Annotated in this window: 20 protein-coding genes; 15 read left to right on the top strand and 5 right to left on the bottom strand. The window is 72.7% G+C overall.

What is annotated here, in order from left to right:
- Positions 1–29: 29 nt before the first annotated feature.
- Positions 30–1,109 (bottom strand): heat-inducible transcriptional repressor HrcA, encoded by a 1,080-nt coding sequence (gene hrcA / locus ACIOFR_RS00595; protein ID WP_400991429.1) that lies wholly within the window; start codon positions 1,107–1,109, stop codon positions 30–32.
- A 232-nt stretch (positions 1,110–1,341) separates the two neighbouring features.
- Here hrcA and htpX point away from each other — a divergent pair, with 232 nt between their 5' ends.
- The 6 genes from htpX (at position 1,342) to ACIOFR_RS00565 (ending at position 6,442) form a co-directional block, all read left to right on the top strand.
- On the top strand, positions 1,342–2,262 hold the full coding sequence (gene htpX, locus ACIOFR_RS00590; RefSeq protein WP_400991428.1) for a zinc metalloprotease HtpX: 921 nt from the start codon (positions 1,342–1,344) through the stop codon (positions 2,260–2,262).
- 46 nt (positions 2,263–2,308) lie between these two features.
- Positions 2,309–2,893, top strand: coding sequence for a hypothetical protein (locus ACIOFR_RS00585; RefSeq protein ID WP_400991427.1), 585 nt, complete (start codon positions 2,309–2,311; stop codon positions 2,891–2,893).
- Positions 2,894–2,953: 60 nt separating this feature from the next.
- Complete coding sequence (locus ACIOFR_RS00580) at positions 2,954–3,781, top strand: DUF3097 domain-containing protein (protein ID WP_400991426.1); 828 nt, start codon at positions 2,954–2,956, stop codon at positions 3,779–3,781.
- Positions 3,782–3,925: 144 nt separating this feature from the next.
- The gene (locus ACIOFR_RS00575; RefSeq protein WP_400991425.1) at positions 3,926–4,789 is read left to right on the top strand and encodes a class I SAM-dependent methyltransferase; all 864 of its coding nucleotides are present in this window, start codon (positions 3,926–3,928) and stop codon (positions 4,787–4,789) included.
- A 211-nt stretch (positions 4,790–5,000) separates the two neighbouring features.
- Positions 5,001–5,930, top strand: coding sequence for a helix-turn-helix domain-containing protein (locus tag ACIOFR_RS00570; protein WP_400991424.1), 930 nt, complete (start codon positions 5,001–5,003; stop codon positions 5,928–5,930).
- Positions 5,931–5,998: 68 nt separating this feature from the next.
- Entirely contained in the window at positions 5,999–6,442 is a 444-nt protein-coding gene (locus ACIOFR_RS00565) for a spore-associated protein A (protein ID WP_400991423.1), read from the top strand.
- Positions 6,443–6,472: 30 nt separating this feature from the next.
- Here the strand turns inward: ACIOFR_RS00565 and hemW are convergent, their stop codons facing one another.
- Together hemW and ACIOFR_RS00555 are read right to left on the bottom strand one after the other, a co-directional pair.
- Positions 6,473–7,702, bottom strand: a complete 1,230-nt coding sequence (gene hemW, locus ACIOFR_RS00560) for a radical SAM family heme chaperone HemW (protein WP_400991422.1) — start codon at positions 7,700–7,702, stop codon at positions 6,473–6,475.
- 70 nt (positions 7,703–7,772) lie between these two features.
- Positions 7,773–9,671 carry an AMP-dependent synthetase/ligase gene (locus tag ACIOFR_RS00555; RefSeq protein ID WP_400991421.1) on the bottom strand — a complete coding sequence of 633 codons (1,899 nt, stop codon included), beginning with the start codon at positions 9,669–9,671 and terminating at the stop codon, positions 7,773–7,775.
- 285 nt (positions 9,672–9,956) lie between these two features.
- On the opposite strand from ACIOFR_RS00555, the gene ACIOFR_RS00550 reads away from it, so the two are divergent.
- The 4 genes from ACIOFR_RS00550 (at position 9,957) to ACIOFR_RS00535 (ending at position 15,830) form a co-directional block, all read left to right on the top strand.
- Positions 9,957–11,690: an ABC transporter ATP-binding protein gene (locus tag ACIOFR_RS00550; protein WP_400991420.1), complete on the top strand. Its 1,734-nt coding sequence runs from the start codon at positions 9,957–9,959 to the stop codon at positions 11,688–11,690.
- A 122-nt stretch (positions 11,691–11,812) separates the two neighbouring features.
- Positions 11,813–13,711 (top strand): ABC transporter ATP-binding protein, encoded by a 1,899-nt coding sequence (locus ACIOFR_RS00545; protein ID WP_400992101.1) that lies wholly within the window; start codon positions 11,813–11,815, stop codon positions 13,709–13,711.
- Positions 13,712–13,782: 71 nt separating this feature from the next.
- On the top strand, positions 13,783–14,664 hold the full coding sequence (locus ACIOFR_RS00540) for a sigma-70 family RNA polymerase sigma factor (protein ID WP_400991419.1): 882 nt from the start codon (positions 13,783–13,785) through the stop codon (positions 14,662–14,664).
- Positions 14,665–14,759: 95 nt separating this feature from the next.
- Entirely contained in the window at positions 14,760–15,830 is a 1,071-nt protein-coding gene (locus tag ACIOFR_RS00535; protein ID WP_400991418.1) for an NAD(P)/FAD-dependent oxidoreductase, read from the top strand.
- A gap of 165 nt (positions 15,831–15,995) precedes the next feature.
- On the opposite strand, the gene lepA is transcribed toward ACIOFR_RS00535, so the two are convergent.
- A complete protein-coding gene (gene lepA, locus ACIOFR_RS00530) occupies positions 15,996–17,864 on the bottom strand; it encodes a translation elongation factor 4 (protein ID WP_400991417.1) in 1,869 nt (622 codons plus the stop codon).
- 190 nt (positions 17,865–18,054) lie between these two features.
- Between lepA and ACIOFR_RS00525 the strand changes: the two genes are divergently transcribed.
- The 3 genes from ACIOFR_RS00525 (at position 18,055) to ACIOFR_RS00515 (ending at position 20,039) form a co-directional block, all read left to right on the top strand.
- Entirely contained in the window at positions 18,055–18,360 is a 306-nt protein-coding gene (locus ACIOFR_RS00525) for an antibiotic biosynthesis monooxygenase family protein (protein WP_400991416.1), read from the top strand.
- A gap of 183 nt (positions 18,361–18,543) precedes the next feature.
- A complete protein-coding gene (gene rpsT / locus ACIOFR_RS00520) occupies positions 18,544–18,810 on the top strand; it encodes a 30S ribosomal protein S20 (RefSeq protein WP_350640779.1) in 267 nt (88 codons plus the stop codon).
- 392 nt (positions 18,811–19,202) lie between these two features.
- Entirely contained in the window at positions 19,203–20,039 is an 837-nt protein-coding gene (locus tag ACIOFR_RS00515; protein ID WP_400991415.1) for a hypothetical protein, read from the top strand.
- 45 nt (positions 20,040–20,084) lie between these two features.
- Here the strand turns inward: ACIOFR_RS00515 and holA are convergent, their stop codons facing one another.
- Positions 20,085–21,080, bottom strand: coding sequence for a DNA polymerase III subunit delta (gene holA, locus ACIOFR_RS00510; RefSeq protein ID WP_400991414.1), 996 nt, complete (start codon positions 21,078–21,080; stop codon positions 20,085–20,087).
- 72 nt (positions 21,081–21,152) lie between these two features.
- On the opposite strand from holA, the gene ACIOFR_RS00505 reads away from it, so the two are divergent.
- Positions 21,153–21,416, top strand: a complete 264-nt coding sequence (locus ACIOFR_RS00505; protein WP_400991413.1) for a hypothetical protein — start codon at positions 21,153–21,155, stop codon at positions 21,414–21,416.
- Positions 21,417–21,578: 162 nt separating this feature from the next.
- A complete protein-coding gene (locus tag ACIOFR_RS00500) occupies positions 21,579–22,448 on the top strand; it encodes a helix-turn-helix transcriptional regulator (RefSeq protein ID WP_400991412.1) in 870 nt (289 codons plus the stop codon).
- Positions 22,449–22,451 lie beyond the last annotated feature (3 nt).

Here is a 22,451-nt window from a genome sequence, read left to right as displayed (position 1 = left end):
GCTGCGCGCCGTCCTGCGGCGCGTTGTTCCTACGACTCGGCCAGGATCTGGCCCACGTACCGTGCCACCGCTCGCACCGCCCCCATTGTGCCCGGGTAATCCATCCGGGTCGGACCGATCACCCCGAGCTTTGCCACGCTCTGGTCGCCCGAACCGTAACCGACCGAGACGACGGAGGTGGAATTGAGCCCCTCGTACGCGTTCTCGTGGCCGATCCGGACCGTCATCGTGGCGTCCGCCGTCTCACCCAGCAGGCGCAACAGCACCACCTGTTCCTCCAGTGCCTCCAGCACCGGCCGGATGGTCAGCGGGAAGTCGTGTCCGAAGCGGGTCAGGTTGGCGGTGCCCGCCAGCATGATCCGCTCCTCGTTCTGCTCGGCCAGCGTCTCGAACAGGGTGGCCAGCACCGTACTGACGGCCGGCCGGTCCCCCGCCTCGAAGGCGGCCGGGAGGTCCTCCAGCGCCGTCGGCACCTCGGGCAGCGGTCGGCCCACGGCCTTCGCGTTCAGCTTGGTCCGCAGGTCCGCCAGGACGGTGTCGCCGACCGAGCCGGGGCAGTCGACGATCCGCTGCTCGACCCGGCCGGTGTTGGTGATCAGGACCAGCATCACCTTGGCCGGGGTCAGCTGGACCAGTTCGATGTGCCGGACGGTGGAGCGGGTCAGCGAGGGGTACTGGACCACCGCGACCTGCCGGGTGAGCTGCGCGAGCAGCCGCACCGTGCGGGCCACCACGTCGTCCAGGTCGACCGCGCCCTCCAGGAAGTGCCGGATCGCCCGGCGCTCCGGGCTGGTCATCGGCTTGACCTCGGCCAGCCGGTCGACGAACAGCCGGTAGCCCTTGTCGGTGGGGATCCGCCCGGCGCTGGTGTGCGGCTGCTGGATGAAGCCCTCCTCCTCCAGCGCCGCCATGTCGTTGCGCACGGTGGCCGGGGAGACCCCCAGGCTGTGCCGCTCGACCAGCGCCTTGGAGCCGACCGGCTCCTCGGTCCCGACGTAGTCCTGGACGATCGCCCTGAGCACCGCCAGCCTGCGGTCGTCCAGCGGGCGGCTGACGGGGCGGTGCTCCACCGCGCGGGCAGGATCGACGGAACGGGGCTCGTCGACCATGGGCACGCACCTCCGTCTTCGTCCGTTGAGCTGTTGAGTGTCCGATATCTGGCACTCCGGCAGGCAGAGTGCCAGAACCTTACCTGCCAGTGTAAGGCCCGGGTCCGACGGCAGGAACGGGCCGCCCCGGTGATCCTGCCCGCATTGCCGGGGCGGCAGGCACCTGCGTGTGGTGCCCGGGGGCGCCCCGAGTGGCAGCATCGGAGGCGAGCGCGCGAGCGAAGGAGCGGCGATGTCGACTTCAGGGCAGCACTCCCGGTTCGCCCCGGACCGGGGCCTGACCGGCCGGATGGTCACCACGATGTTCCTGATCGGCCTGGTGTACGTGGGCTTCACCGGCCTGCTGATCGTCCTGTTCCGAGGGGCCTGGCCGCTGGTCGTCCTGGTCTCCGGCGGACTGTTCGTGGCCCAGTTCTGGTTCAGCGACAAGATCACCGAGCGGGCGATGGGCGCCCACGAGGTGAGCCCCGAGCAGTACCCCCAGCTGCACGGAACCGTCGACCGGCTCTGCGCCCTGGCCGACATGCCCAAGCCCCGGGTCGCGGTGGCCGACAACCCCATGCCGAACGCCTTCGCCACCGGCCGCAAGCCGGAGAAGTCCGTGGTCTGCGTCACCACCGGGCTGCTGCGCCGGCTGGAGCCGGAGGAACTGGAGGGCGTCCTCGCGCACGAGCTCTCGCACGTCGCGCACCGGGACGTGGCGGTGATGACCATCGCGGGCTTCCTCGGCGTCCTGGCCGGCGCGATGACCAGGATCGCCTTCTACAGCGGCATGATGGGCGGCAACCGCAACAGCAACGACAGCAACACCGCCATCGCGATGATCATCATTCCGCTGGTCAGCATGGTGGTCTACGCCCTCAGCTTCCTGCTCACCCGGCTGCTCTCGCGCTACCGGGAGCTGGCCGCCGACCGCGCCGCCGCCCAGCTCACCGGCCGGCCGAGCGCGCTCGCCTCCGCCCTCACCAAGGTGACCGGCCAGATCGCCGCGATCCCCACCCGGGACCTGCGCCAGGCGCAGGCCTACAACGCCTTCTACTTCGCACCGGCGCTCAGCGCCCGGGACGCCGCCACCCAGCTGCTGTCCACCCACCCGTCGCTGGAGCAGCGGCTGGCGCAGCTGGCGAAGATCTCCGCCGAGCTCGGCCGGTGACCCGCCGGGCCCGGCCGGCGGGGACCATCCAGCAGAGGAGCCGCACGTGGGATTCCTGGACGCGCTGTTCGGCCGCAGCAAGCCCGTCAGACCCGACCTCGACCAGCTCTTCGGGGTGCCCTCGGCCGCGCTGACCCTGGAGGCGGCCGCCGCCTTCCGACCGACCGGCCTGGGCTCGGTCTGCTTCGCCGCCGTCGAGGGCGGCGCCTTCGCCGAGGTGGAGCAGCAGGTCAGGGCGCTGCTCGACGCCGACACCCCGAACGGCGGGGTGCCGGTGGAGGCCTCCCAGGACGACTACGGCTACTCCTGGCTGCTCGCCCGGCACTCCCCCGAGCAGCTGCCCGAGCTGGTGAACGACCTGCACGCGGTCAACAGCGAGCTGGAGGCCAACGGGTTCGGCCCGCAGCTGCTCTGCTCGCTGGTGGGCTTCCGCAACGCCGCCGGGCAGCCGCTGGCGCTGGTGTACCTGTACAAGCGCGGTTCGTTCTATCCGTTCGCCCCGATGCCGGGCGGCGGCGAGAAGCGCAACTCCCCGCTGGAGCTCCAGGTGAAGGCGGCGCTCGGCAACGACCTGCGGCTGGAGCAGGACCTGAGCCGCTGGTTCCCGGTCTGGGGCGCCCCCGGCCTGTGACCGGGCCGCGCCCGGCCGGGCCGCGGGGTGACGGCGCGTCGGATTCCGTATAGTCCCGGCATGCGCAGCAGGGAGTACGGACCGGACCTGACCCCGCCGTGGAAGCGGCAGCAACCCGCCCCCGAGGTGGCGGCCGATCGCGACCTGGTGGTCGAGGAGGCCGCGACCGGGTTCTGCGGGGCCGTGGTGCGGTGCGAGAAGACCGCGGAGGGGGTGACCGTCACCCTGGAGGACCGGTTCGGCAGGCACCGGGTCTTCCCGCTGACGCCGCGCGGCTTCCTGCTGGAGGGCCGGGTGGTCACCCTGGTGCGGCCGGCCGGTCCGGCCCCCGCCCGCGGGCCCGGGGTGACGGCCTCCGGGTCGGTCGCGGTGCCGGGCGTCCGGGCACGGGTGGCGCGTGAGTCGCGGATCTACGTCGAGGGGCGGCACGACGCCGAACTGGTCGAGCGGGTCTGGGGCGACGACCTGCGGATCGAGGGCGTGGTGGTGGAGTACCTGGAGGGCGTGGACGACCTGCCGGCGATCGTCGCCGCCTTCCGGCCCGGTCCCGGCCGGCGGCTCGGCGTGCTGGTGGACCACCTGCTGCCCGGCACCAAGGAGCACCGGATCGCCGGGCAGGTGAGCGGCGACGCGGTGCTGGTCGTCGGGCACCCGTACGTCGACGTCTGGCAGGCGGTCAAGGCCTCCAGCATGGGCATCCCGGGCTGGCCCGAGGTCCCGCGCGGGGAGGGGTGGAAGGAGGGCGTCTGCCGCCGCCTCGGCTGGCCGGTGGACACCCCGGCGGCATGGAAGCGGATCCTCGCCTCGGTGAACTCCTACAAGGACCTCGACCCCGCCCTGCTGGGCCGGGTCGAGGAGCTGATCGACTTCGTGACCCAGCCGGCCTGAACCGGCCCCGCCCGACCCGGCCCGACCCGGCTCGGCCCAGCGGCCGCCGGCCGCCGTCCGGGGCGCGGCGGCGGACCGCCGCATACGCTGGTGGTGTCCCGCAGTCTGCGCGCACCGGGCTCCCCGGGGCGGACGGGAGGACCGATGGCCACCGACCGGCCGAACCCCGCACCGTACGCACCCCCCGCGCCGCCCGGACACCCCGCGCCGCCCGGAGCGTACGGCCGGGAGCTCTTCGAGCCCGGCGCCCCGGGCGAGGCCGAGCGGATCGACTACGGCGCCATCGCCTACGACGCCTTCACCAGGGCCCGGCTGCTGGCCCTCGGCGCCCGCCCGGGGCTGCGCTGCCTGGACGTGGGCGCCGGCACGGGCACGGTGTCGCGCTGGCTGGCCGAGCAGGTCGGCGCCGAGGTGCTGGCCGTCGACCGGGACCCGCGCTTCGTCGAGCCGTACGCCGGGCCCCGGCTGCGCACCCTGGCCGCCGACGTCACCTCGGCGGACTTCGACCCCGGCCGCTTCGACCTGGTGCACGCCCGGTTCCTGCTGATGCACCTGCCCGACAGCCGCCGCACGATCGCCCGCCTCGCCCGGCTGCTGGTCCCCGGCGGGCGGCTCGTCCTCGGCGACGCGGTCGACCTCACCACCGCCGGGGCGCCGGACAGCCCGTACCGCCTGGCGATGCGGGCGATGTGGCGCGGCCTGCGGGAGTCCATCGGTACGGACGTGGGGTGGACGCCCGAGTACCCCGCGCGGCTGCGCGGGGCGGGGCTGACCGGGGTGGGTGCCGAGGTGCACGTCCCGCCGCTGACGCCGGGCGCGCCGATCACCGCCTTCTGGCTGGACACCTGGCGGCGGATGCGCGGGCCGATGCTCGCCACCGGCCTGGTCGACGAGAGGACCCTGGCGGCGGCCGAGCGCGACCTCGCCTCGCCGGAGTTCGCGGACCTCTCCCCCGGCATGATCACCGCCTGGGGCGAGCGGCCCCGGGGCGGCCACGAGGAGGACTGACCGCCCGGATGCCGCCCGGGGCGGCCCCGGCGCCCTTCCGACGGGCGTCCGGCCCCGCAACCGGCGGGTGGGTTTTCGGACGGATGTCCACGAACGGCCCTGCGCCGGGGGTCCGGCTCCGGCCAAGGCGGGCGTTCGGGCAGGCACCGACCCCTCCCTCTTGAGAGCGTGAGCATGCCAAACCTGTCCGCTTCGACAGTGGGGGTACGACATGCGAACAGAACAGGGATCGACCGGAGCCGGGGGCGTGTGGGAGCTGGTCGTGGGGCGGCCGGAGCCCCGGCTGCGGGAGCACATCCTGGGCTATCGCGGCTTCCGGCAGGATCTGCGCCAACCCCGCCGGCGGCTCGAGGTGCCGACCGACGTCCTGACGCTGATCATCGGGTTCGAGGCCCCGATGCGGCTGTTCGACGCGGTCACGGGCCGCTCGCGCGGGTCGCTCGTCTCGTCGGTGGCCGGCCTGCACCGCACGGCGTCCATCGGCGAGCACGGCGGGCGGATGCACGGCGTGGCGGTCTCGCTGACGCCGCAGGGCGCCTACGCCGTCCTCGGGCCGGTGGCCGCCGAGCTGGCGTCCCGGTGGGCCGACCTGGGCGAGGTGCTCGGCCGGCCGGCCCGAGAACTGGTGGACCGACTGGCCGAGGCCCCCGGGTGGACCCTGCGGTTCGCGCTGCTGGACGCCTTCTTCACCGCCCGGCTCACCGCAGGCCACGGCTGGGACCGGGAGGTCCAGCTGGCCTGGGACGGGCTGCGCCGGTCGGCCGGCACCGTCCCGGTCGGCCGGCTCGCCGCACGGAGCGACTGGAGCCTGCGCACGCTCCAGACCCGGTTCCGCGCGCAGGTCGGCCTGCCGCCCAAGCAGGTGGCCCAGATCCTGCGCCTGCAACGGACCCTGGCGGCGTTCGTCAGGCGCCCCGAGCTGACCGGGGCCGAGGTCGCGGCCCTGTGCGGCTACTACGACCAGGCGCACCTGGACCGCACCTTCCGCTCGATGGTCGGCTGCTCCCCCGGCACGTTCTTCGGCCACCGGGCCGCCCTGACGGGGGCCGAGCCGGCCGACCGGCTGGCGGACCGGATCACCAGCGCGGTGCTGCCCGACCGGCTGCTTTCGCCTTCGTACAAGACCTCGCACGGGCGGTGAGACGAGTCTTGGTCCGGGCCACGAGGCCCGCACATCCACGGACCACGGACTCGACAGGGAGAACCGACATGACCGCACGCACGGACAGCCGTACCCGACGCCCCGGCGGCCTGGTGGCGAAGGCGATGCTCGGGGCGGCCGCGCTGACCGCGCTGGCGACCGTCCCGGCCGGCGCCGCCGAGCAGCAGATCCTCTCGGCGCCCTACAACGGCGCCTGCGGGTCCGGCTACGGGGTGGTCAACTCCGCGCCGGTCGGCGAGGGCACGATCTACCTGACCTACAACAGCTCCAACGGCTACAACTGTGCCGTGACGGTCCGCAGGAACGACGGGACCAAGCCCTGGATGTCGGTCAAGATCTCCCAGGGCGAGGACCCGGGCTGGGCAAGCACCGACGAGGGCTACTTCGGCGGCTACGCCGGGCCGGTGTACGTCTACGGCAAGGGCCACTGCATCGACTGGTTCGGCGCGATCGGCACCGCGACGATGATCGTCAACGACACCAACTGCTGAGCCCCGGGCCCGCCCGGACGGAGCCGCGGCTCAGTCCACCAGGTCCCGCACCACCCCGTCGGCCAGCAGGCGGCCGCGCAGGGTGAGGGCGGCCCGGCCGTCCGCGTGGGCGGCCGGGTCCAGCAGGCCGTCGGCCAGCGCGCGGTCGGCGGCCCGCAGGCCGTCCGGGGTGAGCAGGGTCAGCGGGCAGCCGTCGACCAGCCGCAGCTCCAGCAGGATCCGCTCGACCCGGCGGTCCTCGCCGGCCAGCAGTTCCCGGCCCTGGGCCGGGGTGCGGCCCTCGGCCAGCGCCTGCGCGTACGCGGCGGGGTGCTTGGCGTTCCACCAGCGGACCCCGCCGACGTGGCTGTGCGCGCCGGGGCCGGCGCCCCACCAGTCGCCGCCGGTCCAGTAGAGCTCGTTGTGGCGGCAGCGGCCCTCCGGGGTGGTGGCCCAGTTGGAGACCTCGTACCAGGCGTACCCGGCCGCGGCGAGCGCCTGCTCGGCGATCAGGTAGCGGTCGGCGTGCACGTCGTCGTCGATCATGGGAAGCTCGCCTCGCCGGACCCGGGCGGCCAGCTTGGTGCCGTCCTCGACGATCAGCGAGTACGCGGAGACGTGGTCCGGGCCGGCGCCGATCGCGGCGTCCAGGGAGGCCCGCCAGTCGTCGTCGGACTCGCCGGGGGTGCCGTAGATCAGGTCCAGGTTGACGTGCTCGAAGCCGGCCGCCCGCGCCTCGGCCACACAGGCCTGGGGCCGGCCGGGGGTGTGGTGCCGGTCGAGCAGCCGCAGCACGTGCGGCCGGGCGCTCTGCATGCCGAAGGAGATCCGGTTGAAGCCGCCCTCGCGCAACTCGGCCAGGTAGGCGGGGTCGACCGACTCGGGGTTGGCCTCGGTGGTGACCTCGGCGTCCGGCGCCAGGCCGAACTCGTCCCGGATCGCGGCCAGCATCCGCACCAGGTCGCGGGCGGGCAGCAGGGTCGGGGTGCCGCCGCCGAGGAAGACCGTCCGGACCGGCAGCTCGGCGTGGCCCAGCACCCGGCGGGCCAGCCGCACCTCCGCCACCAGGTTGTCCGCATAGGTCTCCTGCGAGGCCACCGTGCCGGACGAGCGCAGCTCGGTCGCGGTGTAGGTGTTGAAGTCGCAGTAGCCGCAGCGGGTGGCGCAGTACGGCACGTGCACGTAGAAGCCGAAGGGCCGCTCCCCCAACCCGGTCAGGGCGTGGGCGGGCAGGGAACCGTCGGACGGCACGGGTTCGCCGTCGGGGAGTGCGGAGGGCATTGCTCCATTGTCCCGTACGGCCCGCACTGCTCGGCGGCAGCGGTCCCGGGCCGTACGGGACGGGGTGGGCTCACGCCTCGACGGTGCCCGCGTACATCTCGGCGACGGCGTCGGCATAGGTCTTCTCGACCACCGGGCGCTTGATCTTCAGGCTCGGGGTGAGCTCACCGTGCTCGATGTCCAGGTCGCGCGGCAGCAACGAGAACTTCTTGATCGTCTGCCAGCGCTGCAGCTCGGTGTTGAGCCGCTGGACGAAGCCCTCGATCAGGGTGTGCACCGACGGATCGGCGACCACCTCGGCGTAGGTCCGGCCCGCCAGGCCGTGCTCGGCGGCCCACGGCATGATCACCGCCTCGTCGAGGCCGATCAGCGCGGTGCAGTAGTTGCGGCCGTTGCCGATCACCAGGATGTTGCTGACGAACGGACAGATCGCCTTGAACTTGCCCTCGACCTCGCTGGGCGCGACGTACTTGCCGCCGGAGGTCTTGAACATGTCCTTCTTGCGGTCGGTGATCCGCAGGTAGCCGTCCTTGTCGAGCTCGCCGATGTCGCCGGTGTGGAACCAGCCGTCCGGCTCCAGCACCTCGGCGGTCTGCTCGGGCAGGTTGTGGTAGCCGCGCATCACCCCGGGGCCGCGCAGCAGGATCTCACCGTCCTCGGCGATCCGGACCTCGGTGCCGGGCAGCGCGGTGCCGACCGTGCCGACCCGGTAGTCCTCGGAGCGGTTGACGGTCGAGCCGGCCGAGGTCTCGGTCAGGCCGTAGCCCTCCAGCACCGGTACGCCCGCGCCCTTGAAGAAGAAGCCGATCTCGGGTGCGAGCGCCGCGCTGCCGGAGACCGCGCCGCGCAGCCGCCCGCCGAAGGCCGCGCGGATCTTCGCGTAGACCAGCCGGTCGGCGATCGCGTGCTGGACCCGCAGACCCAGCGGCGCGGTGTCCTGACCGGTCGCGACCCGGCTCTCCTGGGTGACCCGGGCGTACTCGCGGGCGACGCCCGCCGCCCACATGAAGATCCTGTACTTGGCGCCGCCCTCGGCCCGGGCCCGGCCGGCGATCCCGTTGTAGACCTTCTCGAAGATCCGGGGCGCGGAGGCCATCAGGGTCGGACGGATCACCGGCAGGTTGTGGATGATCCGGTCCACCCGGCCGTCCAGCGCCATCACGTGGCCGGTGGCGATCTGGCCGGAGATCAGGGTCTTGCCGAAGACGTGGGACAGCGGCAGCCACATGAACTGGACGTCCTCGGCGCGCAGCAGCCCGCTCTCCTGCTGCGCCAGGCCCTCGTACGCCCAGCAGTCGTGCACCAGGCGCACGCCCTTGGGGCGGCCGGTGGTGCCCGAGGTGTAGATCAGGGTGGCCAGCTGCTCCTTGTCGATCGCCTCGACGGCCTTGTCGACCGCGTCCGGGTGCTCGGCCAGGTGGGCGGCGCCGCGCTCCTCCAGCTCGGCCAGCGTGAGCACGGTCAGTCCGCCGGTCTCGACCGGGCCGGCCGGGGCGTCGAACAGCACCACGTACTCGAGCGCGGGGAGCTTGTCCTTCTCGGCGACGGTCTTGGCGAGCTGCGCCTCGTTCTCGGCGAACATCGCCTTGCACTGGGCGTTGGCGAGGATGAAGGCCGACTCGTCGGCGTTGGTGCTCGGGTAGACGGTCGTGGTGGCCGCGCCCGCGCACATGTTGCCCAGGTCCGCGATGATCCACTCGATCCGGGTGGAGGAGGAGATCGCGACCCGGTCCTCCGACACGATGCCGAGCGACATCAGACCGGCGGCGGCCGCCTTCACCCGCTCCGCGGTCTGCGCCCAGGTCAGCGAGCGCCACTGCTCGGCGCCGGGAGCCCCGTCCGCCGCGTGCTCGTCGACCGGTGCGGGATACCGGTACGCCTCATGGCCGGGAGTGGCCTCTACCCTGCTGAGGAAGAGGTGTGCCACGGAGGGCGGACGCCGCTCGATCATGGACTGCACGCTGCTCAACGGGGACCTCCGGGGGGCGGGTGGCCAAGGGTGGTAGTGACAGCGACCGTGGGGGGCAGCCGCGTCCGGCCGACTTCTTAACCAGCGAGTAACAAGACGGCAATCAGCAGCCTAGGGGGTACGGAGCCGTTCCGTAAGGGGGTCACGACGGGTGGCACGCCTGCGGTCCGGCAGTGCAAAGGACTGTACAAGCCAGCAGGTTCGGTGCCGAAGAGGCCGGACCCTTGCAGTTCGGAATCAAAAAACGGGGATGCACGGCATCCCGGCGACGACGAGAGTGTCACGGTGCTCATCAGACTGCTCCGGGCCCATCTGAGGCCCTACTCCCGACCCATCCTCCTCCTGGTCCTGCTCCAACTCGTCTCCACCATCGGCATGCTGTACCTGCCCGCGCTGAACGCCGACATCATCGACGACGGCGTGCTCAAGGGCGACACCGGCTACATCCTGCGGATCGGCGGGGTGATGATCGCCGTCTCGCTGGCCCAGGTGGTCTGCTCGATCGGCGCCGTCTACTACGCGGCCCGCACCGCGATGGCGGTCGGCCGGGACATCCGCGCCGCCGTCTTCGACCGGGTGCAGGGCTTCTCGTCCCGCGAGCTCGGCCAGTTCGGCGCCCCCTCGCTGATCACCCGCACCACCAACGACGTCCAGCAGGTCCAGATGCTCACCATGCTGGCCTTCACCCTGATGGTGGCCGCGCCGATCATGTGCGTCGGCGGCGTCGTCATGGCGCTCAGCCTCGACGTGCCGCTCTCCGGCCTGCTGCTGCTGGTCATCCCGCTGCTCGGCGCCGTCGTCCTGGTCCTGATCCGCCGGCTGCGCCCGCAGTTCCGCGGCATGCAGACCCGGATCGACGGGGTCAACCGGATCCTGCGCGAGCAGATCACCGGCATCCGGGTCATCCGGGCCTTCGTCAAGGACGGCCACGAGCAGCGGCGGTTCGGCGCCGCCAACGAGGAACTCGCCGACGTCTCGCTGAAGGTCGGCCGGCTGCTGGCCCTGATGTTCCCGGCCGTGATGGCCGTGGTGAACATCTCCAGCGTCGCGGTGCTGTGGTTCGGCGCGCACCGGATCGACAGCGGCGCGATGCAGATCGGCGCGCTGGGCGCCTTCCTGTCCTACCTGATGCAGATCCTGATGAGCGTGATGATGGCCACCTTCATGTTCATGATGGTGCCGCGCGCCGAGGTCTGCGCCGAGCGGATCCAGGAGGTGCTGGACACCGAGTCCAGCGTCGTCGCGCCCACCGCCCCGGTCACCGAACTGCGCTCGCACGGCCACCTCGAACTGCGCGGCGTCGACTTCCGCTTCCCCGGCGCCGAGGCCTCGGTGCTGCGCGGGATCGACATCACGGCCCGGCCCGGCGAGACCACCGCGGTCATCGGCTCCACCGGCAGCGGCAAGTCCACCCTGCTCGGCCTGGTCCCCCGGCTGTTCGACGCCACCGGCGGCACCGTGCTGGTCAACGGCGTGGACGTCCGCGAGATCGCCCCCGAGCGGCTGGCCGAGGTGATCGGCCTGGTCCCGCAGAAGCCGTACCTGTTCACCGGCACGATCGCCTCCAACCTCCGCTACGGCCGGCCCGACGCCACCGACGAGGAACTCTGGCAGGCCCTGGAGACCGCGCAGGCCAGGGACTTCGTCGAACGCCTGGAGGGCGGCCTGGACGCGCCGGTCTCGCAGGGCGGCACCAACGTCTCCGGCGGGCAGCGCCAGCGCCTCGCGATCGCCCGGGCCCTGGTCCGGCGCCCGGAGATCTACCTGTTCGACGACTCCTTCTCGGCCCTCGACTACACCACCGACGCCGAGCTGCGCCGGGCCCTGGCCGCCGACACCGCGGAGGCCACCGTGGTGATCGTCGCCCAGCGGGTCTCCACCATCCGCGACGCCGACCGGATCATCGTGCTCGACGAGGGCGCGGTGGTCGGCAGCGGCACCCACCACGAACTGATGGCCGACAACCCGACGTACCGGGAGATCGTGCTCTCCCAGCTCACCGAGCAGGAGGCGGCGTGACCACCCCGAAGCAGGGCCCCGAAACCGGCGGCCCCGCGCACCACAAGCCCGCCAGCGGCGGCGCGGTCGGCGGCTCCCAGGAGGCGGCCGCCCGGCGCGGCGGCCCCGGACCGGCCCGGTTCATGGGCGCCCAGGGCACCGAGAAGTCGATGGACTTCAAGGGCTCCGGCCGTCGCCTGCTCACCCTGCTCCGCCCCCAACGGGCGCTGCTCTACGGCGTCCTGGCGCTCGGCACGCTCAGCATCGGCTGCGCCGTGGTCGGCCCGAAGATCCTCGGCCGGGCCACCGACCTGATCACCGCGGGCGTGGCCGGGCGGGCCTACCCGGCCGGGCTGACCCACGACCAGGTGGTCGACGCGCAGCGCGCGGCGGGCAACACCAAGGTCGCCGACGTGCTCTCCACCGTCGACTTCACCCCCGGCCACGGGATGGACTTCGACGCGATCGGCACCGTGCTGCTCTGGGTGCTGGCGATCTACGTCGCCTCGGCGGTGTTCGGCGTCGTCCAGGGCCGGCTGGCCACCACCGCCATCCAGCGCACCGTCTACCGGCTCCGCCAGGACGTCGAGACGAAGATCTCCCGGCTGCCGCTGAGCTACTTCGACAAGCAGTCCCGCGGCGAGGTGCTCAGCCGCGCCACCAACGACATCGACAACATCGGCCAGTCCATGCAGCAGACCATGGGCCAGGTGGTGAACTCGCTGCTGACCATCGTCGGCGTGCTGGCGATGATGTTCTGGATCTCCTGGCTGCTGGCTCTGATCGCGCTGATCTCGGTACCGCTCTCGGTCGTCGTGGCGACCCGGGTCGGCAAGCGGGCGCAGCCGCAGTTCGTCGCCCAGTGGCGGACCACCGGCAGGCTGAACGCGCACATCGAGGAGATGTACACCGGGCACGCCCTGGTCAAGGTGTTCGGCCGCCAGCAGGAGGCAGCCGAGACCTTCCGCAAGGAGAACGAGGACCTCTACGAGTCCAGCTTCCGCGCCCAGTTCATCTCCGGGATCATCCAGCCCGCGATGATGCTGATCGGCAACCTGAACTACGTGCTGGTCGCGGTCGTCGGCGGACTGCGGGTCGCCAGCGGCGCGCTCACCGTCGGCGACGTGCAGGCCTTCATCCAGTACTCCCGGCAGTTCAGCCAGCCGCTCACCCAGGTCGCCTCGATGGCCAACCTGGTGCAGTCCGGCGTCGCCTCCGCCGAACGGGTCTTCGAACTGCTCGACGCCCCCGAGCAGAGCCCCGAGCCGGCCGTACCGCAGCGCCCGGCGGAGCTGAACGGCCGGGTCGCCTTCGAGGACGTCTCCTTCCGGTACGACCCGGACAAGCCCCTGATCGACGGTCTGTCCCTGAAGGTCGAACCCGGCCACACGGTGGCCATCGTCGGCCCGACCGGCGCCGGCAAGACCACCATGGTCAACCTGCTGATGCGGTTCTACGAGGTCAGCGGCGGCCGGATCACCCTGGACGGGGTGGACATCGCCGCGATGTCCCGCGAGGAACTGCGCGCCGGCATCGGCATGGTGCTCCAGGACACCTGGCTGTTCGGCGGCTCCATCGCCGACAACATCGCGTACGGCGCCGACGGCGCCACCCGCGAGCAGGTCGTCGAGGCGGCGAAGGCGGCCCACGTGGACCGCTTCGTGCGGACCCTCGCCGACGGCTACGACACCGTCATCGACGACGAGGGCACCAACGTCAGCGCCGGCGAGAAGCAGCTGATCACGATCGCCCGGGCCTTCCTCGCCCAGCCCGGCATCCTGGTGCTTGACGAGGCCACCAGCTCGGTGGACACCCGCACCGAGGTCCTGATCCAGCGCGCGATGGCCCGGCTGCGCAGCGGCCGGACCAGCTTCGTGATCGCCCACCGGCTCTCCACCATCCGGGACGCCGACGTGATCCTGGTGATGGAGAACGGCTCGATCGTCGAGCAGGGTTCGCACGACGAGCTGATCGCCGCCCAGGGGGCGTACCACCGGCTCTACCAGGCCCAGTTCGCCCAGGCGGTCGCCGAGGTCGACTGAGCGGGGCCCGTCACGACGCGAGGGGGAGGCCCACGGCAGCGGCCTCCCCCTCGCGCTACCGTGGGCGGGTGATGGACGAAGCACCGGCCGCCCCGGACGCCTTCGAGGCGAACCGCCGCTACCTCGGCTCGGTGGCCTACCGGCTGCTCGGCTCCCTGACCGACGCCGAGGACGTGCTGCAGGAGGCCTGGCTGCGCTGGCGCGCCGTCGACCGGCAGCAGGTCGCCGATCCCCGCGCGTACCTCACCACCGTGGTCACCCGGCTCTGCTACGACCAGCTGGGCTCCGCCCGGGCCCGCCGGGAGGCCTACTTCGGCGAGTGGCTGCCCGAGCCCGCGGTCGCCGAGGAGGACTCCCCCGCGCACCGCGCCGAACTGGGCGAGTCGGTGTCGCTGGCGATGCTCGCCGTGATGGAACAGCTCACCCCGGCCGAGCGGGCCGCCTTCGTGCTGCACGACGTCTTCGCGGTCGGCTTCGAGGAGATCGCGGCCTCGCTCGACCGCAGCCCCGACGCCGCCCGTCAGCTGGCCTCCCGGGCCCGCCGCCGGGTCCGCGACGGCGGCCGGCACACCGCGGTGGACCCGGCGGAGCACCGGCAGGTCGTGCACGCCTTCGCCGCCGCCACCACCAGCGGCGACCTGGAGGGACTGCTCGCCGTGCTCGACCCCGAGGTGGTCTGGCACTCGGACGGCGGCGGCGTGGTCAGCGCCGGTGCCCGCCCGGTGTACGGCGCGGACAAGGTCGCCCGCCTGATCCTCGGCCTGATCGCCCGGGCCTTCGGGCCCGGCTCGACCGCCTCCTTCACGTTCGCCCGGGTCAACGGCGAGCCGGGCATGGTCTTCCACGAGGCGCCGGGCCGGGTCGGCGGGGTGCTCGCGCTCTCCGTCCGGGACGGCCGGATCACCGAGGCCCACATCGTGGTCAACCCGGAGAAGCTCACCCACGTGGCGTGACGCAGGTCACGCCCGGCCCGGTGTCACACCGCGGCGGGCTGCGTCGTCCCCTTCCCGAACGCGCGGCGCACCGCGCACCGACGGAGGAGGACGACATGGCCGGGCAGCAGCACATCGTGGTGATCGGCGCGGGCTACGCGGGGCTGAGCGCGGCGACCCGGGCGGGGCGCCGCCACCGGGTCACCCTGATCGCCCCCGAGTCCCGCTTCCTGAACCGGGTCCGCGCGCACGAGACGGCCGCCGGACGGCCGGAGCACCGGCCCGCCCTCGACCGGGTGATCCGCGGACGCCGGGTGACCCACGTCCGGGCCCGGGCCACCGGGCTGGACCTGGCGGCCCGCACGGTGCTGCTGGACAACGGCGAGGCCGTCCCCTACGACACCCTGGTGTACGCGCTGGGCAGCCGCACCGCCGGCGGGTCCGTCCCCGGGGTCACCGAGCACGCGCTGACCGCCGAGCGGGCGTCCGAGATCCGCCGCCGGATCGCCGGGGCGCCCGCGCCCGGCACCGTCGCCGTGGTCGGCGGCGGCGCCACCGGCATCGAACTGGCCGCGGAACTGGCCGAGGCCCACCCGGCCTGGCGGGTGGAGATCGTCGCGGCCGGGCAGGTCGGCGGATGGTTCTCCGCGAAGGGCCGCGACCACGTGCTGCGGGTGTTCGCCCGGCTCGGCGTCCGGGTGCGCGAGCACACCGGGGTCACCGCCGTCACCGCGCACGGGCTGAGCACCACCGCCGGCACCGTACCGGCGGACGTGGTCGCCTGGGCCGCCTCGATGGAACCGCACCCGCTGGCGGCCGAGGCCGGGCTGACCGTGGACCCCGCCGGCCGGGCCGTGGTCGACGCCTACCTGCGCTCCGTCTCGCACCCCGAGGTGTACGTGATCGGCGACGCCGCGGCGGTCACCGTCCCCGGCACCGGCACCCTGCGGATGGGCTGCGCCACCGCCCAGCCGATGGGCCGCTACCTGGGCAGGCGGCTGGCCCGGGGAACGTCGGCGCCGTTCGCCTTCCGGTACGCCGTGCAGTGCCTGAGCCTCGGGCGCGGGGACGGGCTGGTCCAGCTGATCCACGGCGACGACTCGATGCGGCCGGGCGCCCTCACCGGGGCGGCCGCCCGGCTGACCAAGGCCGCCATCGTCAAGGGCGTGGTGCTGGCGCTGCGCTGAGCCGGGAGGGCGGACCGGGGTGCGGCCACCGGGGCGGCCGCCGGGGCGACAGGGGTGGCCCGGAACGGCCGGGCGGTCCGACGACGGGAGGACCGTCCCGGAACGGCCGGGGCCGCCCACCGTCCTGCGACGGTGGGCGGCCCCGGGTGCGCTCGGGAGGGAGTGCTACTTCTTCTCCTTGGGAGCGTCCGCGTCGGTGGACAGCGCGGCGATGAAGGCCTCCTGCGGGACCTCCACGCGGCCGACCATCTTCATCCGCTTCTTGCCCTCCTTCTGCTTCTCCAGCAGCTTGCGCTTGCGCGAGATGTCGCCGCCGTAGCACTTGGCGAGGACGTCCTTGCGGATCGCGCGGACGGTCTCACGGGCGATCACCCGGGAACCGATGGCCGCCTGGATCGGCACCTCGAACTGCTGGCGCGGGATCAGCTTCTGAAGCTTGCCGGCCATCATCACGCCGTAGTTGTAGGCCTTGTCCTTGTGCACGATCGCGGAGAAGGCGTCCACCGCGTCGCCGTGCAGCAGGATGTCGACCTTCACCAGGCTGGCGCTCTGCTCGCCGATGGGCTCGTAGTCGAAGGAGCCGTAGCCGCGGGTCTTGGACTTCAGCTGGTCGAAGAAGTCGAAGACGATCTCCGCGAGCGGCAGGGTGTAGCGCAGCTCGACCCGGTCCTCGGAGAGGTAGTCCATGCCCTGGAGGTTGCCTCGGCGGGCCTGGCAGAGCTCCATGATGGCGCCGACGAACTCGTTCGGCGCCAGGATGGTGCCGCGCACCACCGGCTCGAACACCTCGGCGATCTTGCCGGTCGGGAACTCACTGGGGTTGGTGACGGTGTGCTCGGTGCCGTCCTCCATCCCCACGCGGTAGATCACGTTCGGGGCGGTGGAGATCAGGTCGAGGTTGAACTCGCGCTCCAGCCGCTCCCGGATGATCTCCAGGTGCAGCAGGCCGAGGAAGCCACAGCGGTAGCCGAAGCCGAGCGCGACCGAGGTCTCCGGCTCGTAGACGAGCGCGGCGTCGTTCAGGCGCAGCTTGTCGAGGGCGTCGCGCAGCAGCGGGTAGTCGCTGCCGTCCAACGGGTAGAGGCCGGAGAACACCATCGGGCGCGGGTCCTTGTAGCCGCCCAGCGGCTCCGTCGCACCCTTGTGCATCGAGGTGATGGTGTCACCGACCTTGGACTGCCGGACGTCCTTCACACCGGTGATGATGTAGCCCACCTCGCCCACGCCGAGGCCGTCGGCGACCTTGGGCTCGGGCGAGATGACGCCGATCTCCAGCAGCTCGTGGGTCGCGCCGGTCGACATCATCGCGATCCGCTCGCGCTTGGTGAGCTGACCGTCGACGACCCGGACGTAGGTGACCACGCCGCGGTAGGAGTCGTAGACCGAGTCGAAGATCATCGCGCGGGCCGGGGCGTCCTTGACGCCGACCGGGGCCGGGATCCGGTCGACCACGTGGTCGAGCAGGTCCTCGACGCCGAGACCGGTCTTGGCGCTGACCTTGAGCACGTCGGACGGGTCGCAGCCGATGATGTGCGCGAGCTCCGCCGCGTACTTCTCGGGCTGCGCGGCCGGCAGGTCGATCTTGTTGAGCACCGGGATGATCGTGAGGTCGTTCTCCAGCGCCAGGTACAGGTTGGCGAGGGTCTGCGCCTCGATGCCCTGCGCGGCGTCGACCACCAGGATGGTGCCCTCGCAGGCAGCCAGGGAGCGCGACACCTCGTAGGTGAAGTCCACGTGGCCGGGGGTGTCGATCATGTTCAGGATGTGCGTGGTGCCGGCCTTGTCGCCGGCCCGGGGGGCCCACGGAAGGCGGACCGCCTGCGACTTGATGGTGATACCGCGCTCACGCTCGATGTCCATCCGGTCGAGGTACTGGGCGCGCATCTGCCGGGGGTCGACCACACCGGTGATCTGCAGCATCCGGTCGGCGAGCGTGGACTTGCCGTGGTCGATGTGGGCGATGATGCAGAAGTTGCGGATCACCGCCGGGTCGGTCCGGCTGGGCTCTGGCACGTTGCTGGGGGTCGCGGGCACCTTGGTCCGATTCTCCGTTGGTCCGGGGGCCGGGGTCTGCGGGTCATCTCTGACCACGTTCCCGGCGACCGGACGGTCTCGTCCGATCGATATGGTTCCGCCCATCTTCCCACGAGCCCGGCCCTCGCCGCCGGTCAGCTCTCCCCGGCCACCTCCCGGACCGGCCGGGGGTGCGGCAGGATGGCGGCCCATGATCCTGGAGAGCGCACTGCTGGACGTCCGGCCCGGGCAGGAGGAGGCCTTCCTGACCGCCTTCGCGCAGGCCCGGCCGCTGATCTCGGTCCAACCCGGATTCCGCTCGCTGGAGCTGCGGCGCTGCCTGGACGAGGGGCGGCGCTCCCGTTTCCTGCTCCAGGTCGGCTGGGAGACCCTGGAGGACCACACCGAGGGCTTCCGGCGCTCCGCCGAGTACGGCCGCTGGCGGGAGCTGCTGCACCGCTTCTACGCGCCGTTTCCCGAGGTCGAGCACTACGGCGAACCGGTACTGCGCGGCTAGGTCCCGTCCGGCGGCCGCCCCCGCCGACCGGCCCGGTCGCGGCCCGGCCGGTTTGGGGCGGGGCGCGGGCCCCTGCTAACCTGGGTCGCTGCACCTGGCCTCGGCATGCCCTCTCGGCTGGCTCGAAGGCCGCCGGGTGCAACACTCGTTCCACATCGAATTCACACAGACTGAGGCTCCTTCGTGGCGAACATCAAGTCCCAGATCAAGCGCAACAAGACCAACGAGAAGGCGCGCCTGCGCAACAAGGCCGTCAAGTCCTCGCTGAAGACCGCCGTGCGCAAGGCCCGCGAGGCCGCTGCCGCCGGTGAGGTCGAGAAGGCCACCGAGCTGGCGCGCGCCGCCTCCCGTGCCCTCGACAAGGCCGTGAGCAAGGGCGTCATCCACAAGAACCAGGCCGCCAACAAGAAGTCGGCGATCACCAAGCGCGTCAACAACGCCGCCGCCTGATTCTCGCCCCACGCACCACCCCCGGGCCCCGGCCCGGACCGGACGGCGTGACCGGCGGCCCTCTACCCGCTCCACGCCGACCACCCCTCGACGGCACTCCGGCCCTCTATCCGGAAGCCCGAGGTGGACAGGACTCCGTACCGCACGCGGCCTGCGTTCGCCACGCGGGTGCGGTACACAGCAACATCACGACAGGCGTCGCAGCCGAGCCCATTCCCCGGGCGGCCGCGGCGCCTGTCGCCGTTCGCGGGGACGGGCCCGCGCGGGGCCGTACGGGGGACGCTCCGTCCACGGACCCGCTCCCGGGCGATTCGGCCCACGCTGGGCCGACCCGTCCACCGGTATGGTTCGGGGCGACCGCCGATCGCAGCGCAGGACAGCTGGGGGCCCCGATGTCGATGTCGACACCACCACCGAACGTGCCCTCCTCGCCCTACGGAACCGCGCCGGGTCACCAGAGCAGTCACCAGACCGGCCAGCAGATCGGCCAGCAGATCGGGTCGCAAGGCGGTCAGCCGGGCGGCCGGCCGGCCTCCCCCGGGTACGGACCGACCCAGGCCGGGGCGGGCACACCGGGCACGGTCGGCGGCGGGAAGCGCGGGCTGCTCTGGGGCGTCGGCGGCGCGGTACTGGCCTCCGTGGTCTGGACGGCCGCCCTCCTGACCGTGCCCGACCTGGTGTCCCCCGGCACCGGCAGGCCGGCGAGCGTGGGCTCGTACCGGGTGGTCGACAACCTCTGCGAGACCGTCAAGCCGGCGAAGTTCAGCCAGCTGTACCCCGCGCAGTCCGGAACGCCGTACCACTACACCACCCGGCACGCCGCGCTCGACGACATGTACTGCAGCCAGTACCGCAAGAAGCTCAGCAACGACAGCGACTACGTCTCGCTCTACCTGGACGTCCAGCTGCACCGGAAGATCGACCCGAAGACCGAGTTCGAGGCCCAGCGCTCAGGGCTGCAACAGCGCAAGTACGAGATCAGCGAGGTGCCCAACCTCGGCGAGGACGCCTACGTCGGCTACCTCGACGACACCAGCGGCTCGGACAAGACCTGGCACTACCTCACCCAGGTGCTGTACGTGCGGCAGGGCGGGATGACCTACTACGCCTCCTGGTCCGGCTCGTACCAGGAGGGGAAGACGGCGACCGTCCCCGACCGCGACGAGATCCGGCAGGCCCTGCTGATCGACAGCCGGGACGCGCTGAAGGTGCTCGGCGGGCGGATCTGAGGCGCGGGCGTCCGCTCCGGCGCGCCCGGCACCGGGGCGCCCGGCTCAGTACGGTCGGGCGCTCATCCGGGAGGCCCGCGCGACGGCGACCACGGCGCGCTCCAGCGCGTACGCCGGGTCGTCGGAACCACCCTTCACCGCGGCGTCCGCCTGGGCGATCGCGGTGAGGGCGGCCGCCACCCCGTCACCCGTCCAGCCGCGCATCTGCTGGCGGACCCGGTCCACCTTCCACGGCGGCATGCCCAGTTCGCGGGCCAGGTCGGCGGGGCGCATGTTGCGGCCGACGGTGGCCAGCCGGCCGATGCTGCGCACGCCGGACGCCAGCGCGTAGGTGATGCCGGTCGGGGGCTGGCCGACCGCGAGGGCCCAGCGCAGCCGCTCCAGGGCCTCCGCCGCACGGCCGGTGACGGCGAGGTCCGCCACCTCGAATCCGGTGGCCTCGGCCCGGCCACTGTAGTACTTGGCGACCGCCGTCTCGTCGATGGTGCCCTCGATGTCGGCGGTGAGCTGACTGCAGGCCGCGGCCAGCTCGCGCAGGTCGCTGCCGAGCGAGTCCAGCAACGCCTGGCCGGCCTCCGGGGTGGCGGAGCGGCCGAGCGTGCGGAACTCGTTGCGGACGAAGGCCAGCCGCTCGCTCGCCTTGGTCAGCTTGGGGCACGCCACCTCACGGGCCCCGGCCTTCTTCGCCGCGTCCAACAGGCCCTTGCCCTTGGCTCCGCCCGCGTGCACCAGAACCATGATCACTTCTTCGACCGGGAAGTCGAAGTACGCCTTGACCTCCTTGACGGAGTCGGCGGAGAGGTCCTGGGCCGCCCGGACCACGATCACCTTGCGCTCGGCGAAGAGCGACGGGGTGGTCAACTCGGCCAGGCTGCCGGGCTGGAGCGCACCGGGCGCGAGGTCACGGACGTCGGTGTCCGCATCCGCCGCCTTCGCGGCGGCCACCACCTCGGCGACCGCGCGGTCCAGCAGCAGCTCCTCCTGACCGACCACGAGGGTCAGCGGGGCGAGCAGGTCGTCGGGTGCACTCTTCCTGGCCATCGTGTACCAGGATCGCACGAGCCGCCGACACCTCCGCGCGGAGCGCTACCCGCGGGGTTGGACAATGGTGCGATGACCGCGAACCACGCCCGCCAACTGCTCGTCCTGCCCGACCGCGACGCCGCCGAGGAGGCCGCCGAACGGCTGGCGGAGGAGTTCGCCGGGCTCGGCCGGCCGGAGCTCGTCCGGGACGCCCTGGCCGGGGAGGACGACGCCGAGGACGCCCAGTGGCTGGTGGTGCTGGAGGCACCGGAGGACGGTGGCTGGCCGGCCGAGCAGCTGGACCGGCTGGACGGTCTCGCGGCCGAGTACGAGGGCTGGCGCGAGCAGGACTGACGCGCGTGCGGGCGGCCGCTGGCGCACCGTGAGGGGCGGGGCCGAGGCCGGGGACGGGGACGGGCTCGGGGCCGGGTCGGCGGACGGGCGGCCCGGCGGCCCGACCTGACAGGGATCGGCGGTCCCTGACTGTCCGTCGGGACACCGAGGCAGGATGGGGCCATGGAGATGGACCGCCGTGAACTCGCAGACTTCCTCCGCCGCTCCCGGGAACGCCTCCGTCCGCAGGACGTCGGGCTGCCGGACGGCCCCCGCCGCCGTACCCCGGGGCTGCGGCGCGAGGAGGTGGTGCAGCTCGCCGGGATGTCCGCGGACTACTACATCCGGCTGGAGCAGGCCCGTGGTCCGCAGCCCTCCGGGCAGATGCTGGGCGCGCTGGCCCGGGCGCTGCGGCTGACCGAGGACGAGCGCGACCACCTCTTCCTACTCGCCGGTCACCGGCCGCCGGCCGGACGGCCTTCCGGGGAGCACATCAAGCCCGGGCTGCTGTACCTGCTCGACCAGCTGAAGGAGACGCCGGCCCAGATCGTCAGCGACCTCGGCGACCTGCTCGCGCAGAACGCCATCGCGACGGCGCTGTTCGGCGGGGTCTGCCCGCTGGACCCGGACAACCGCAACGTGGTGTGGCGCTGGTTCACCGACGCCGCCACCCGGGCCGCCTACCCCGCCGAGGAGCACGACCACTGGAGCCGGGTCCACGTCGCCGACCTGCGCGCGGCCGTCGCCCGCCGGGCCAACGACGCCCCCTCGGCGGCCCTGGTGAAGCGGCTGCGGACGGCCAGCACGGAGTTCTCCGACCTCTGGGACCTGCACGAGGTCGCCGTCCGCCGCTCCGGACGGATGCGCGTGGTGCACCCGGTGATCGGCCCGGTCAACCTGGACTGCGAGACCCTGCTGACCCCGACCGAGGACCAGCGGCTGCTGATCTTCACCCCGCCGCCTGGCAGCTCCGACGGCGCCCACCTGGAGCTGCTCCGGGTGGTGGGCAACGAGCGCTTCGAGGCCGCAGACGCACCGGCTCAACGGGTCTGACCC

The sequence above is a fragment of the Kitasatospora sp. NPDC088346 genome (assembly GCF_044740765.1).
In the GTDB taxonomy this organism is placed as follows: domain Bacteria; phylum Actinomycetota; class Actinomycetes; order Streptomycetales; family Streptomycetaceae; genus Kitasatospora.
The sequence above is the reverse complement of the archived record's forward strand: the minus strand, read 5'-3'. Positions and strand labels throughout refer to the sequence as shown.

Excerpts from the sequence above, each read along its gene's own strand:
- hrcA (WP_400991429.1), bottom strand. The coding sequence starts at position 1,109 with ATGGTCGACGAGCCCCGTTCCGTCGATCCTGCCCGCGCGGTGGAGCAC.
- htpX (WP_400991428.1), top strand. The coding sequence starts at position 1,342 with ATGTCGACTTCAGGGCAGCACTCCCGGTTCGCCCCGGACCGGGGCCTG.
- ACIOFR_RS00580 (WP_400991426.1), top strand. The coding sequence starts at position 2,954 with ATGCGCAGCAGGGAGTACGGACCGGACCTGACCCCGCCGTGGAAGCGG.
- ACIOFR_RS00575 (WP_400991425.1), top strand. The coding sequence starts at position 3,926 with ATGGCCACCGACCGGCCGAACCCCGCACCGTACGCACCCCCCGCGCCG.
- ACIOFR_RS00570 (WP_400991424.1), top strand. The coding sequence starts at position 5,001 with ATGCGAACAGAACAGGGATCGACCGGAGCCGGGGGCGTGTGGGAGCTG.
- ACIOFR_RS00565 (WP_400991423.1), top strand. The coding sequence starts at position 5,999 with ATGACCGCACGCACGGACAGCCGTACCCGACGCCCCGGCGGCCTGGTG.
- hemW (WP_400991422.1), bottom strand. The coding sequence starts at position 7,702 with ATGCCCTCCGCACTCCCCGACGGCGAACCCGTGCCGTCCGACGGTTCC.
- ACIOFR_RS00545 (WP_400992101.1), top strand. The coding sequence starts at position 11,813 with ATGGGCGCCCAGGGCACCGAGAAGTCGATGGACTTCAAGGGCTCCGGC.
- ACIOFR_RS00540 (WP_400991419.1), top strand. The coding sequence starts at position 13,783 with ATGGACGAAGCACCGGCCGCCCCGGACGCCTTCGAGGCGAACCGCCGC.
- ACIOFR_RS00535 (WP_400991418.1), top strand. The coding sequence starts at position 14,760 with ATGGCCGGGCAGCAGCACATCGTGGTGATCGGCGCGGGCTACGCGGGG.
- ACIOFR_RS00525 (WP_400991416.1), top strand. The coding sequence starts at position 18,055 with ATGATCCTGGAGAGCGCACTGCTGGACGTCCGGCCCGGGCAGGAGGAG.
- ACIOFR_RS00515 (WP_400991415.1), top strand. The coding sequence starts at position 19,203 with ATGTCGATGTCGACACCACCACCGAACGTGCCCTCCTCGCCCTACGGA.
- holA (WP_400991414.1), bottom strand. The coding sequence starts at position 21,080 with ATGGCCAGGAAGAGTGCACCCGACGACCTGCTCGCCCCGCTGACCCTC.
- ACIOFR_RS00505 (WP_400991413.1), top strand. The coding sequence starts at position 21,153 with ATGACCGCGAACCACGCCCGCCAACTGCTCGTCCTGCCCGACCGCGAC.
- ACIOFR_RS00500 (WP_400991412.1), top strand. The coding sequence starts at position 21,579 with ATGGAGATGGACCGCCGTGAACTCGCAGACTTCCTCCGCCGCTCCCGG.